This window comes from Rhodoferax antarcticus ANT.BR (genome assembly GCF_001938565.1).
Lineage (GTDB): Bacteria > Pseudomonadota > Gammaproteobacteria > Burkholderiales > Burkholderiaceae_C > Rhodoferax > Rhodoferax antarcticus.
The window spans coordinates 231989-243787 of record NZ_MSYM01000001.1; the positions used below are offsets into that span (position 1 = coordinate 231989).

The 11799-nt window shown below is 59.2% G+C and carries 13 protein-coding genes and 1 pseudogene; 3 read left to right on the forward strand and 11 right to left on the reverse strand.

Annotated elements, in window-relative coordinates:
* Positions 1-60 precede the first annotated feature (60 nt).
* The 6 genes from BLL52_RS01180 to BLL52_RS01210 are packed head-to-tail and all read right to left on the reverse strand — an operon-like array spanning position 61 to position 3752.
* Complete coding sequence (locus tag BLL52_RS01180) at positions 61-600, reverse strand: DUF3800 domain-containing protein (protein WP_083633713.1); 540 nt, start codon at positions 598-600, stop codon at positions 61-63.
* Positions 576-1265: a nucleotidyltransferase domain-containing protein gene (locus BLL52_RS20910; RefSeq protein ID WP_241838938.1), complete on the reverse strand. Its 690-nt coding sequence runs from the start codon at positions 1263-1265 to the stop codon at positions 576-578. Before BLL52_RS20910 ends, BLL52_RS01180 begins: the two co-directional genes overlap by 25 nt.
* Positions 1255-1593: an HI0074 family nucleotidyltransferase substrate-binding subunit gene (locus BLL52_RS01195; protein WP_075584899.1), complete on the reverse strand. Its 339-nt coding sequence runs from the start codon at positions 1591-1593 to the stop codon at positions 1255-1257. The genes BLL52_RS20910 and BLL52_RS01195 overlap by 11 nt, the downstream gene beginning before the upstream one ends.
* A complete protein-coding gene (locus BLL52_RS01200; RefSeq protein ID WP_075584900.1) occupies positions 1590-1928 on the reverse strand; it encodes a type II toxin-antitoxin system PemK/MazF family toxin in 339 nt (112 codons plus the stop codon). Before BLL52_RS01200 ends, BLL52_RS01195 begins: the two co-directional genes overlap by 4 nt.
* Positions 1901-2131 (reverse strand): hypothetical protein, encoded by a 231-nt coding sequence (locus tag BLL52_RS01205; protein ID WP_075584901.1) that lies wholly within the window; start codon positions 2129-2131, stop codon positions 1901-1903. The genes BLL52_RS01200 and BLL52_RS01205 overlap by 28 nt, the downstream gene beginning before the upstream one ends.
* A gap of 16 nt (positions 2132-2147) precedes the next feature.
* Positions 2148-3752 carry a type I restriction-modification system subunit M gene (locus tag BLL52_RS01210; protein WP_075584902.1) on the reverse strand — a complete coding sequence of 535 codons (1605 nt, stop codon included), beginning with the start codon at positions 3750-3752 and terminating at the stop codon, positions 2148-2150.
* 310 nt (positions 3753-4062) lie between these two features.
* Here BLL52_RS01210 and BLL52_RS01215 point away from each other — a divergent pair, with 310 nt between their 5' ends.
* Together BLL52_RS01215 and groL are read left to right on the forward strand one after the other, a co-directional pair.
* Positions 4063-4356, forward strand: coding sequence for a co-chaperone GroES (locus BLL52_RS01215; RefSeq protein WP_075584903.1), 294 nt, complete (start codon positions 4063-4065; stop codon positions 4354-4356).
* A 79-nt stretch (positions 4357-4435) separates the two neighbouring features.
* Positions 4436-6094, forward strand: coding sequence for a chaperonin GroEL (gene groL / locus BLL52_RS01220; protein ID WP_075584904.1), 1659 nt, complete (start codon positions 4436-4438; stop codon positions 6092-6094).
* Positions 6095-6222: 128 nt separating this feature from the next.
* Here the strand turns inward: groL and BLL52_RS01225 are convergent, their stop codons facing one another.
* Entirely contained in the window at positions 6223-6759 is a 537-nt protein-coding gene (locus BLL52_RS01225) for a hypothetical protein (RefSeq protein ID WP_158025664.1), read from the reverse strand.
* Between the two features lie 46 nt (positions 6760-6805).
* On the opposite strand from BLL52_RS01225, the pseudogene BLL52_RS21170 reads away from it, so the two are divergent.
* A pseudogene (locus BLL52_RS21170) lies at positions 6806-7537 on the forward strand (alpha/beta hydrolase); the annotation flags it as partial.
* 55 nt (positions 7538-7592) lie between these two features.
* On the opposite strand, the gene BLL52_RS01235 reads toward BLL52_RS21170, so the two are convergent.
* Genes BLL52_RS01235 through tal form a run of 4 tightly spaced genes read right to left on the reverse strand, consistent with a single transcriptional unit; the run spans position 7593 to position 11609 of the window.
* Complete coding sequence (locus tag BLL52_RS01235; RefSeq protein WP_075584906.1) at positions 7593-8255, reverse strand: HAD family hydrolase; 663 nt, start codon at positions 8253-8255, stop codon at positions 7593-7595.
* 30 nt (positions 8256-8285) lie between these two features.
* Positions 8286-9095, reverse strand: a complete 810-nt coding sequence (locus tag BLL52_RS01240) for a hypothetical protein (protein ID WP_075584907.1) — start codon at positions 9093-9095, stop codon at positions 8286-8288.
* The gene (gene pgi, locus BLL52_RS01245) at positions 9092-10660 is read right to left on the reverse strand and encodes a glucose-6-phosphate isomerase (RefSeq protein ID WP_075584908.1); all 1569 of its coding nucleotides are present in this window, start codon (positions 10658-10660) and stop codon (positions 9092-9094) included. Before pgi ends, BLL52_RS01240 begins: the two co-directional genes overlap by 4 nt.
* A gap of 1 nt (position 10661) precedes the next feature.
* The gene (tal, locus tag BLL52_RS01250) at positions 10662-11609 is read right to left on the reverse strand and encodes a transaldolase (protein ID WP_075584909.1); all 948 of its coding nucleotides are present in this window, start codon (positions 11607-11609) and stop codon (positions 10662-10664) included.
* Positions 11610-11799 lie beyond the last annotated feature (190 nt).

The window sequence follows — 11799 nt, forward strand, 5'->3', positions numbered from 1 at the left end:
TTTTCTAGATTCCTTTGTCGTCGGCTGGCAGACAGTGGCTCAGTGCGCTAAACTGAACGCCTAAGTGGATTGGGGGTTCCTGGTCGGCGTCACAGCCTCGGTGGGTTCATCGGGGCTTTTCGCTTTCTGAGGCGGGTAAATTATCAAACCCACGTTCTCGTAGCCGCTGCCGACCTGCTTGCGCCCGCCGTCGCAGTAAAACTTCCGCTTCAACAAGTCAAACGCCTGATTTGCCTGTGCCGGACGAATGTAGTTAAGCCCCACAGGCCGGGCGACCAAGTCAGCCAATTGCAAGCCCGTCAAATTGGTTTTCTTGTCGGCAAACACGATGTCGAACGGCAGCTGCCGATTGCTTGGGTTGTTACCGTCACAAATGCGCCGGAATTCCAGCTCCAGCTCACGGTCCTCTTTCTTGCCTCTGCACTCCACCACCACATGGGTTTGCAAATGGTCTTGCTTCTTCTCGGCCAGAAAGCTGCGCAAGGATTCCAGGCAAATGCTCAGAGCAATGTGATACGGGTTGGATGTTGCGCCTTCACTGCGGCTCAATCGGGTCTTGTCCACCATGCAGGCAATCAGAATGAAATTGCTGGCATCCATGATGGACGACAAGCGGCGCCAAGTTGGGCAACTTCGCCCAGTGGCGCTTCAACCGTCAATACGACGTCACCCTCCTGTGGCAACCCTCGACGCATCCAAGAGTCGTAGTCGTCCTTTGCAATGAACTCGGTGGGCGTTTCAATTCGCCCGCCTTTTATGATCTTGGCTGTAATCAATGGGATACCAAAGTCAGTCTTGACAGGCGTTTTCCCTCGGTAATCAATCAACGCGTCGAGGCAGTCTTCGAGCGGCAGTACCGGCCACTCGTAGGTCGGGTTAGCGCAGCGTAACCCGACATCTTCGCCACCCAACGCCGACGCCCCATGCAACACCTGTCGGGTGACTTCCTTTGGGCTAACCCGACGTCCGGGTTGCACCGCCACCTTATCCCTCGCGATGACCGCCTGAAACGCTTTGCTCACACTGCTCCAATCCACCACGTCCACTTTGTAGGGCAGGTCAGAGTCAGAAAATGCTTCTTGCAAATGGCCCATGACCTTAAAGCTCAAGGGCTGGGATGTCACGATGCACAAATCCAAGTCGGAGTTGTCTTTGGCCGTCCACTTGGCACGCGAACCAAAGACCCAGACCTCCAAACCGGGCACCCAGCGCTGAAGAATGGACTTCACCAACTCCAGATGGTCTGGGCGAATATCAAGCAGCATGAGGCTTCAGGCGCGCCAGCAAATCATGGGCATCGGGCACAAACGAGGGTACGTGTGCAAATACTGGCATGGCAATTTCAGAGTCATAAGTGTGCGACGTTCGGTTGCGCGCGTTGACATGACCGATCCAGGCTTCAGCGTCTGCCACCAACCCCAGCTTGGCCGCTTCGCGAAACGTGTCTTTACGCGCTGGTGCCTCATCCCTACCAAACACTTCTTTCAACACACGAACCGTGAGTTGCCGTGCCACGTCCATGGCAATTTCAAAGCATTGAATCACCCCATCACGCACCGGCAATTCGCTTTCGCGCAGGAGATCAGACGTCACACCCCGGCCTCAACCAAATCCACCACAAAACGAACCACTTGCGCATGTCGTGTTGCGCCAAGCTGCCCGACGGTGCGCTGAAACAGGCTTTCGTTGGCGGTGAACAGTTTATTGGCGCGTACATAGCTCACGCGCTGCAGGCCGCCTTGGGCAAAGTCCTGCTCGCTAAGCTCAATGGCACCTGTATCGGCGTAGGGGTTGCTGGTGATCTGGCACAGCACCCAATCCCCCTTGCCGGCAGAGGCCAGCAGCAGCGCCGGACGCAGCTTATTGGCGGACAAGTCGGAAAAAGGAAAGGGCAGCAGGATTACTTGACGGCTTGCAAATGTGACCATGCGGCATCCTCCTCGTCTCGCAGCCAGTCTTGCGCCAAGGCCGACTCACTTAAGGACGCACCGCATAGCGCGGTGTCCATGGGGAGCGGTTCATTGGTGAAGGTCACTAGTACGCGACAGGGTTTGCGCGTGGTGGTGGCGGGCAAGTCCAAAAACTGGAGACTGCCGTTGGGCTGTAAAACAGCTTCATAGGTGCGCAGCATGGTTTTCCTTCATGTTTCAAAACTCATATCCTAATCCGCCCAGCTTCTGCCGAATCAGCGCATCCAGTTCCGCCCCCTTGGCCATTTGCTCACCGAGTTTTTCGGTGAGCTGCTGCATCTTGGTGGCGAAGTCGGCATCGTTGTCTTCAACCTCTTGCGCACCCACGTAGCGGCCGGGGGTGAGTACATGGCCGTGTTGGGCGATCTCGGCAAGCGGGACTGAACGGCAAAACCCCGGAATGTCCACGTAGCCATTGCGTGAGCAGCTACCATTTTCAGAGTCTCCATCATCAGGCTCGCCGCGCCACGCCGCCACGGTGGCGGCAATGCGTTCAATCACCGCGTCGGTGAACTCGCTCTGCACCCGGCTGATCATGGTCGCCAGCTGGCGGGCATCGATGAACAGCACCTCGCCTTTGCGGTGGGTTTTTTGCTTGACCAGAAACCACAGGCAGGCTGGAATCTGGGTGTTGAAGAACAACTGACCAGGCAGCGCCACCATGACCTCGACCACGTCAGCCTCGACCATGGCAGCGCGTATCTCCCCCTCGCTGTTCTGACTTGAACTCATGCTGCCATTGGCCAACACAATGCCCGCGCGTCCGGTGGGTTTAAGGTGGTGCAGCATGTGCTGCAGCCAGGCGTAGTTGGCGTTGCCGGGTGGCGGGTCGCCATGCACCCAGCGCGCATCGCCCGTCAGGCTGCCGTGCCACCAGTCGCTGATGTTGAAGGGCGGGTTGGCCAGGATGAAGTCGGCCCGCAGGTCCGGGTGCTGGTTTTTGGTGAAGGTGTCGCCCGGTTCACGGCCCAGATTGAAGTCAATGCCGCGAATGGCCAGGTTCATGGCCGCCAGCCGCCAGGTGGTGGGGTTGGCTTCCTGGCCAAATATGGCCACATCCCCCGTCTTTCCTCCGTGAGCTGCTATGAAGTTTTCAGATTGCACAAACATGCCGCCCGAGCCGCAGCAGGGGTCGTAGACCTTGCCGGTGTGGGGGCTGAGGATGGCCACCAGGGTTTTGACGATGCTCGCTGGCGTGTAAAACTGCCCACCGCGCTTGCCCTCGGCACTGGCGAACATGCCCAAAAAGTATTCGTACACCTGGCCCAAAATGTCGCGGGCGGTGCTGGGGTTGTCGCCAAAGCCGATGGTGGAGACCAGGTCAACCAGCTCACCCAGCTTGCCATCGGGCAATTGGGCGCGGGCGTAGCGCTTGTCCAGAATGCCTTTGAGCTTGGGATTCTCCAGCTCGATGAGGGTCAGGGCATCGTCGATGCGTTTGCCAATGTCGCTTTGTTTGGCAGCAGCGCGCAAGGCCTCCCAGCGGGCCGGCTCGGGCACCCAGAAGGCGTTGACCTCTGTGTAGTAGTCGCGGTCTTCCAGCTCGGCTTCAATGTCGCCGGGTTGGGCATCGTGAAAGAAGTACTCGTCGGCCGGGTGGGTCAGGCGCGTGGTGAGCTCGGCGCGGCGGGCGGCGAAGGTGTCGCTGATGTATTTGACAAAGATGAGGCCGAGCACCAAGTGCTTGTATTCGGCGGCGTCCATGTTGGCCCGCAGCTTATCAGCGGTGGCCCAGAGGGTTTTCTTGATGCCGTCGATGTGCGCGAAAGTCTGCTCAGCCATTGGTTTTTATCTTATCCCTGTGATGATTCCGAATTGCCCAACCACCTGCTGCTGTGGCCTTGTACGACGGGCAGCGTTCAAGTGGAAAGCGTAACGCATGTATCCGATTGCACTCAAAAAACATACGGCTTTGTGCCGCCGGGCTCTTGAAAGCCTGACAAACGCCCTTATCATTAGCACTCGATAGTGATGAGTGCTAACAAAGTTAGTTAAAACGTTAGTTAGCGCATTGCTTCAAAACAACGACTGCCAACTCACTTTGAGTTGTCGTTCTGGTTTTAAACCCCTGTTTCAACACTTAGGAGAACCTATGAAACTTCGTCCCCTGCACGACCGCGTGATTGTCAAGCGCGTAGAAAACGAAACCCGCACCGCTTCCGGCATCGTTATTCCAGACAGCGCTGCTGAAAAGCCCGATCAAGGCGAAGTGCTGGCTGTCGGCCCTGGCAAGAAGAACGACAAGGGCGAACTTGGGAGCATGAGCGTCAAGGTGGGCGACCGCGTGTTGTTCGGCAAGTACAGCGGCCAGACCGTCAAGGTTGATGGCGACGAACTCCTCGTGATGAAAGAGGACGATTTGTTCGCTGTGGTCGACAAGTCATAAATCGCTCTTAAATCAATAGCTAGCTGCGCATATTTCATGCGGGCTAGCGGCATATTTCACCTATATTCGGAGTCATAACATGGCAGCAAAAGACGTAATTTTCGGCGGCGAAGCCCGCGCACGCATGGTTGAAGGCGTGAACATTTTGGCCAACGCGGTCAAAGTCACCCTGGGCCCCAAAGGCCGTAACGTGGTTCTGGAGCGCTCTTTCGGCGCCCCCACCGTGACCAAGGACGGCGTGTCCGTGGCCAAGGAAATCGAACTCAAAGACAAGCTGCAAAACATGGGTGCGCAGATGGTCAAGGAAGTCGCTTCCAAGACATCTGACGTTGCTGGCGACGGCACCACCACCGCCACCGTGCTGGCTCAGAGCATCATCCGCGAAGGCATGAAGTATGTCGCCGCTGGTATGAACCCAATGGACCTGAAGCGCGGTATTGACAAAGCTGTGACCGCCCTGGTTGCCGAGTTGAAGAAGGCCTCCAAGGCCACCACCACCTCTAAAGAAATCGCGCAAGTTGGCTCGATCTCTGCCAACTCGGATGAGACCATTGGCAAGATCATTGCGGACGCGATGGACAAGGTTGGCAAAGAAGGCGTGATCACCGTGGAAGACGGCAAGTCGCTCGAATCCGAACTCGAAGTGGTTGAAGGCATGCAGTTTGACCGCGGCTACCTGTCGCCCTACTTCATCAACAACCCAGAAAAGCAAGCCGCTTTGCTGGACAACCCGTTTGTGCTGCTGTTTGACAAGAAGATCAGCAACATCCGTGACCTGCTGCCCACGCTGGAACAAGTCGCCAAGAGCGGCCGTCCGCTGTTGATCATTGCTGAAGATGTCGAAGGCGAAGCCCTGGCAACTCTGGTGGTCAACACCATCCGTGGCATCCTGAAGGTGGTGGCTGTCAAGGCCCCAGGCTTTGGTGACCGTCGCAAGGCCATGCTGGAAGACATCGCCATCCTGACCGGTGGTAAGGTCATTGCTGAAGAAGTTGGTTTGACGCTGGAAAAGGTCACTTTGGCTGACCTGGGTTCTGCCAAGCGCATTGAAGTGGGCAAAGAAAACACCATCATCATCGACGGCGCTGGCCCCGCTGCTGACATTGAAGCCCGCGTGAAACAAGTGCGCGTGCAAATCGAAGAAGCCACCAGCGACTACGACCGTGAAAAGCTGCAGGAGCGCGTGGCCAAGCTGGCTGGCGGCGTGGCGTTGATCAAGGTCGGCGCTGCCACCGAAGTCGAGATGAAAGAAAAGAAAGCCCGCGTTGAAGACGCTCTGCACGCGACCCGCGCTGCTGTGGAAGAAGGCATTGTGGCTGGCGGCGGCGTGGCTCTGCTGCGCGCCAAGCAAGCTGCTGGCACCATCACGGGTGACAACCCTGACCAGGACCACGGTATTGCCCTGGTGCTCAAGGCCATCGAAGCGCCTCTGCGCGAGATTGTTTACAACGCCGGTGGCGAAGCCTCTGTGGTAGTGAACGCTGTCATGGCTGGCACCGGCAACTACGGCTTTAACGCTGCCAATGACACCTATGGCGACATGATCGAGATGGGTATTTTGGACCCAACCAAGGTGACCCGCACCGCGCTGCAAAACGCAGCTTCTGTGGCGTCGCTGATGCTCACCACCGAATGCATGATTGCTGAGTCTCCTAAGGACGACTCGGCTGGCGGCATGGGTGGCATGGGCGGCGGTGACATGGGTGGCATGGGCGGTATGGGTGGCATGGGCATGTAAAAAGCTCGTGTAGCGCTCGCAAAGTGCTCAAAGCCCCCGCAGGTGTGAAGCCTGCGGGGGCTTTTTTTATAGCACGCTGCGCTTATGCCATAAGGGCTAGAGGCCTGTTTATTGCTATATGCGCGACCTCACTTGAACGGTGCGCTGAGCTGAAACATCAGCCCGGCGGTGCCCAAAACATTGACCTGCGCTGACCAGCCGTGCTTGAACTCATAGGCCAGCGCCGGAATCACAGCGGGCGAAAACCCCTTGTAATTCAGCGGCACTTTGTCCTCATAGGGCTCGCGGTAACCATACAACAGCCCGGCCGTCCATTTGAAGGACAGGCGCTCCACTCCCAGGATGGACTTGTACACCCCGCCCCAGGGGTAGAGGTAGACCGTGGGCTGGCCAAAAGAGTTGCTGAACAGCGCCAGGCCATCGAGCTTCTGATTGGCATACTCGCGCTCCAGCCCCACCAAGACGACCGTCTTGTGCTCCGGGTTGTCCGAAAAGTGATGCGTATAGGGGCTGAATTGCCAGCTCAGAACCTTGTCGCGTGCCAGTTCGGCCATGAAGCCTGGGGCTGGCTGCTTGGCGGTTGCGGCACAACTCAGCTGCGCCACAATCAGCCCGATGGCTAGGCAGCACACTTTTTTGATAGATAACATTTTGCAGGTTGGCATGCTCAGTCCGATGCGTTTGAGACGTTTCGTTTTCAGGATGGTTTGTATGGGGCTGCTGCTGGCATTGAGCGCCTGCGCTTGGTTGACCGACCAGCAGCGGCTGATTATTTACCGCCCCACCACCAGCCAAGCCCCAGACCTGGCAACTTTACCCGCTAATACGAAACTCTATTTTGTGGACAGGGCGCCGCCAGCGGCACCAGCGCGCCTGGCGCTGTGGTGGCTTGCCCACCCAGACCCCGCTGCACCCACTTTGCTGTACCTGCATGGCACGTTTCGGGCTCTGCCGGGCAACCAGGCCAAGATTGAGGCCTTGCGCGCTGCCGGGTTTTCGGTGCTGGCAGTGGACTACCGAGGCTGGGGGCAAAGCACCTCTATCGTTCCAAGTGAAGACAGCATCCAGCAAGACGCCAGGCGCGCCTGGGCCGAACTGGTCAGGCGCGAGCCGCGCCCGGCGATGCGGGTGATTTACGGGCACTCCATGGGCAGTGGTGTGGCGGCGACGCTGGCCAGCCACTTGAGCAGCCCGCTGGATTACGGTGCGCTGATTCTGGAGTCGGCCTTCACCAGCTTTGCCGACATTGCGGCTGAAGCCGGTTTCTGGGCCAGCTTGGCGGCACGCTTCAGCCCGGAACGCTTTGCGTCCATCGAGAAAATCGAACGCGTTAATGCCCCTGTGCTGATGCTGCATGGCGTAGAGGATCGCAACGTTCCGATGGTGCTGGGGCAACGCCTGTTTGCAGCCGCCAATCCACCCAAGCAATGGGTGCAGTTTGCGGGAGCGCACCACAGCGACTTGCAAAGCATCGCGCCAGCCAGTTACCAGGCCACTCTTACCAGCTTTCGCCAGCGTTATCTGGATAAGTGCGCTGTAACAGCCCCCGTAACGCCAGCACCGCCTCAAGCTGCTGCGCCGACTCAAAATGCACGCCGTGCCAGCCTTGCGCCTGGGCGGCGTGCACGTTGCTTTTGAGGTCGTCGATGAACAGCGTGCGTGCTGGGTCCAGTGCGTAGCGGCTTTGCAGCAACTGGTAGATGGCCGGTTCGGGCTTGATGAGTTGCACATCAGCGGAAAAAATTCCACCGTCAAACCACTTCAAAAACGGGTAGCGCTCCTCCAGCAAGCGGGCGTAGGGCAGCGGCATGTTGGACAAAAAGTACAAGCCAGTCACCTGATCGGCGCGTTGGCGCTGCTCATGCAGGCGTTGCAGCAGGAGCCGCGTGTCTTCAATGACGGTGAGCCGCTCGCCAATGCCGTGCACTAGGTCGTGCATGGCCGGCAGTGGCAGGCCCAGGCGTTGTGCGGTTTGCTCAATCACCGCCTGCTCGTCCAGCGTGCCGCGGTCAAACGCATGCCAGTCGGGGTGCGAGAACATCTGATGCGCGAAATGGCGCGCTTGCTCATCCGAGTTCGCCTGCACAGGAAAGGTCTGGCGCAGCAACTGTGCGGGTTTCCAGGTGAACAGCACCGCGCCAAAGTCAAAAACAAGATTCATGGCGTTGATCGACCTGGGCGGGGCGGTCGCTTATTCAGGGTCATAAAAAGGCGGCCAGGGCGCGTCGGGGGACGCATCGGCCAAGGTGGCGGGTAGCGTCACCGGCACTCGGTTGCGCTCGGTCACCAGGCCGATGGCCTGCGCGGTCATGTCGGGCCAGGTTTCACAGGCGTGCCCGGCGCTGGGGCAAAACTGCGCCGGGCGGTCCAGGTACAGGCGCAGGCCACCGCTGGCATCCTGGGTGCGGCGCATGGCGTCGCTCCAGCGCGCGGCATAGGCCAGCAACTCGGGCCTGGCACGGGTGAGCGCCTGCACCTGCTGCTCAGGCTCGCGGTTGACCCACTGCTGGGTTTGCAAATCGATGGGCGGGCGGATGTCGATCCAGCTGCCTTGCCCGGGCAGATCCTGGCCAAAGGCGCGCTGCGTTCCCAGCATGAATATTCGGGCACAAAACAGGTCGCAACGGCCCATGACGGTCATGCGCACCGAGCGCCCTTGCAGGCGCGGGCTGAGCATGTCCACCCCCAGCGTGCGCTCGGGCCGACCCAATGCATTGACAAAGACGATGTGGCGAACGCGGCGCTCGGGATGGTTGGCATCGGCACGCACGGCCCCGGCATCGTCGGGGTGCGCAAACTGCGCCAGCAAGGTGCCAAACCAATGCGCCAGTCGGCCGCTGACAAAAATGGTGTCTCCTGCACGCACATAGTGGCTCTGCGGGTCGGCAGATACGGGTGCGGTCTGGGCGGCACTCGCCCCAAGCGCCAGACAACCGGTGACGCCAACCGCCACGGCCAGCCAGTGGGTCCGCCAGGCAAAGGGCCGAAACACCTTGCTCAAGCGCGCAGGCGCGCTAGCAGACCAGCAGTGGAACCGTCCAGCGCATCAGTGTTGCCACTGATCAAACGTTGTTCCACGTCTTTGGCTAGCACCTTGCCCAGCTCCACGCCCCACTGGTCAAAGCTGTTGATGCCCCACAGGCTGCCAGAGACAAACACGCGGTGCTCCTGCAAGGCGATCAGCGCACCCAGCGTGGCGGGGCTGAGTTCGTCCAGCAGCAAAAACGTGCTGGGACGGTTGCCTGAGAAGTCCTTGTGCCCGCCAGCATCTGCCTTGCCCAGCATCAAGGCCTGCGCCTGCGCCAGCACATTGGCCAGCAGCAGCGTGTGGTGGCCGGGCAGAGTGTGCCGAGGCGTTTTGAGCGCCACAAACTCCACCGGCACCACATCGGTGCCTTGGTGCAACATCTGGAAATAAGCGTGCTGGCCGTTGGTGCCCGGCTCGCCCCAGACCACCGGCGAGGTGGCATAGGGCAGTGCCGCACCGGATGCATCCACGCGCTTGCCGTTGCTTTCCATCTCCAGTTGCTGCAAATACGCCGGGTAGCGCTTGAGGGCGCTGTGGTACGGCGCCACGTTGCGGCTGGTGAAGCCATGGAAATTGCGGTACCAAACGTCCAGCAAGCCCAGACGCACCGGCAGGTTCTGCGCCAGCGGGGCAGTGCGGAAATGCTCGTCCATGTCATGCGCGCCGGCCAGAAACTGCCTAAAGCCCTGCGAACCAATGGCAATGGCCAGCGGCAGCCCAATGGCCGACCACACCGAATAGCGCCCGCCCACCCAGTCCCAAAAGCCAAAGGTGGTGCTGATGCCAAAGGCGTTGGCGGCAGCCACGTTGGTGGTGAGGGCCGCAAAATGCCGCGCAATATCGGTGCCGCCCTGCGCTTCAAACCAGGCCTTGGCGCTGTGCGCGTTGGTCATGGTCTCAATCGTGGTGAAGGTTTTACTGGCAATCAGAAACAGGGTGCTTTCCACCTTGATTTTTTTGAGCACTGCTGCCAGTTCATGCCCGTCTATGTTGGAGACAAAGTGGAACCGTTTGCCCGGCAGCACATATTCGTCCAGCGCCAGCACCGCCATTTGCGGGCCCAGGTCTGAGCCGCCAATGCCGATGTTCACCACGTCGGTGATGGCGGCATCCGTGCGCACATGCTCGGCAAAGGCCAGCATGGCAGCTAACGTAGCGTGCACTTCGGTCAAGCTTGACGCTACATTATTGATATCTGCTCGCGCTTTATCCATAAGGGCTAGAGGTGGATTTCTTAATAACCAGTGCATCACCTGACGGTCTTCGGTGGTGTTGATTTTTTCACCAGCAAACATCGCGTCGCGGTGCGATTCCAGACCGCTTTGGCGCGCCAGATCGAGCAACAGGGTTTGCGTGGCTGCGTCGATGCGGTTTTTGGACAGGTCGGCAAAAATGTGCGGCGCGCTCTGGCTAAACGCAGCAAACCGCTTTGGGTCAGCGGCAAAGGCTTCCCGCACATCAAACGTTCGGCCCGCAGCGTCAAACTGGGCTTGCAAGGCGCCCCAGGCGGGCGTGCGGTCACAGCGAGTGGTGTTCATGTCAGTTCCCTAGCAAAAGTTGATCCAATTTGGCGGCATCGGTGCAAAACGCCCGAATGCCCTCGGCGAGCTTCTCAGTCGCCATCGCGTCTTGGTTAAGGGCAAAGCGGAAGCTGGCTTCGTCATAGTTCACCGGCGCTAAATCAATCGCCTGCGCGGCCTGCGCGTCCAACGTGCGCAGCAAGGGTGCCTTGCTTTGGGCCAGCGTGGCCAGCAGCTCCGGGCTGATGGTGAGCAAATCACACCCTGCCAGCGCGGTGATCTGGCCCACGTTGCGAAAGCTCGCACCCATCACCTCGGTGGCGATGCCAAACTTTTTGTAGTAGTTATAAATCTCTGTCACCGACTTCACGCCGGGGTCGTTGGCGCCGCTGTTGTCGGCTTCCACCCAGGTGGCACCGGCTGATTTTTTGTACCAGTCGTAAATGCGGCCAACAAACGGTGAAATCAGTTGCACCCTGGCCTGGCCGCAGGCCACCGCCTGGCAAAACGAGAACAGCAGCGTGAGGTTGGTGTGAATGCCACGGCGCTCCAGCGCGGCGGCGGCCTGAATGCCTTCCCAGGTGGATGCCACCTTGATCAGCACCCGATCAATATGAATGCCTTGCGCCTGATACAGCTCAATGATGCGCTCGGCACGGGTGATGGTGGCACTGCTATTAAAACTCAAGCGCGCATCGACTTCGGTGGACACCCGCCCCGGCACGATGGCCAAGATTTCGCAGCCAAAACGCACCAGCAAACGGTCGGTGATTTCATCGGGCGCACGGCCCTGAAACTGCGCCACAGTGTCGGTCAGTAGCGCGCGGTACTCAGGCTTTTGCACCGCCTTGAGAATCAGCGACGGATTGGTGGTGGCATCCTGCGGCTGGAAACTGGCCATTTGCAGAAAGTCACCGGTGTCAGCGACCACGGTGGTAAATTTTTTGAGGGCGTCGAGTTGGTTCATGCGGCCATTATCCGACCACCGCTTGACAACCGACGCACCCGGTTGACGTGCCTGCCACCACCGACACGCCTGCATCCCCCTGCATCCGCCAGCTTTAGCCAGCGTCAGCCCAAGCTGTCCACCCAGGCGTGCGTTCTTCAACAGCCTGACAGCTGGTGCGCAGCGTTGCGGTGAAGTTACCGAGTTACAG

What these genes read in the sequence shown, in the direction of transcription:
- BLL52_RS01180 (WP_083633713.1), bottom strand. Translation starts at nt 600, where the DNA reads ATGGATGCCAGCAATTTCATTCTGATTGCCTGCATGGTGGACAAGACC.
- BLL52_RS20910 (WP_241838938.1), bottom strand. Translation starts at nt 1,265, where the DNA reads ATGCTGCTTGATATTCGCCCAGACCATCTGGAGTTGGTGAAGTCCATT.
- BLL52_RS01200 (WP_075584900.1), bottom strand. Translation starts at nt 1,928, where the DNA reads ATGGTCACATTTGCAAGCCGTCAAGTAATCCTGCTGCCCTTTCCTTTT.
- BLL52_RS01205 (WP_075584901.1), bottom strand. Translation starts at nt 2,131, where the DNA reads ATGCTGCGCACCTATGAAGCTGTTTTACAGCCCAACGGCAGTCTCCAG.
- BLL52_RS01210 (WP_075584902.1), bottom strand. Translation starts at nt 3,752, where the DNA reads ATGGCTGAGCAGACTTTCGCGCACATCGACGGCATCAAGAAAACCCTC.
- BLL52_RS01215 (WP_075584903.1), top strand. Translation starts at nt 4,063, where the DNA reads ATGAAACTTCGTCCCCTGCACGACCGCGTGATTGTCAAGCGCGTAGAA.
- groL (WP_075584904.1), top strand. Translation starts at nt 4,436, where the DNA reads ATGGCAGCAAAAGACGTAATTTTCGGCGGCGAAGCCCGCGCACGCATG.
- BLL52_RS01225 (WP_158025664.1), bottom strand. Translation starts at nt 6,759, where the DNA reads ATGCCAACCTGCAAAATGTTATCTATCAAAAAAGTGTGCTGCCTAGCC.
- BLL52_RS01235 (WP_075584906.1), bottom strand. Translation starts at nt 8,255, where the DNA reads ATGAATCTTGTTTTTGACTTTGGCGCGGTGCTGTTCACCTGGAAACCC.
- pgi (WP_075584908.1), bottom strand. Translation starts at nt 10,660, where the DNA reads ATGAACACCACTCGCTGTGACCGCACGCCCGCCTGGGGCGCCTTGCAA.
- tal (WP_075584909.1), bottom strand. Translation starts at nt 11,609, where the DNA reads ATGAACCAACTCGACGCCCTCAAAAAATTTACCACCGTGGTCGCTGAC.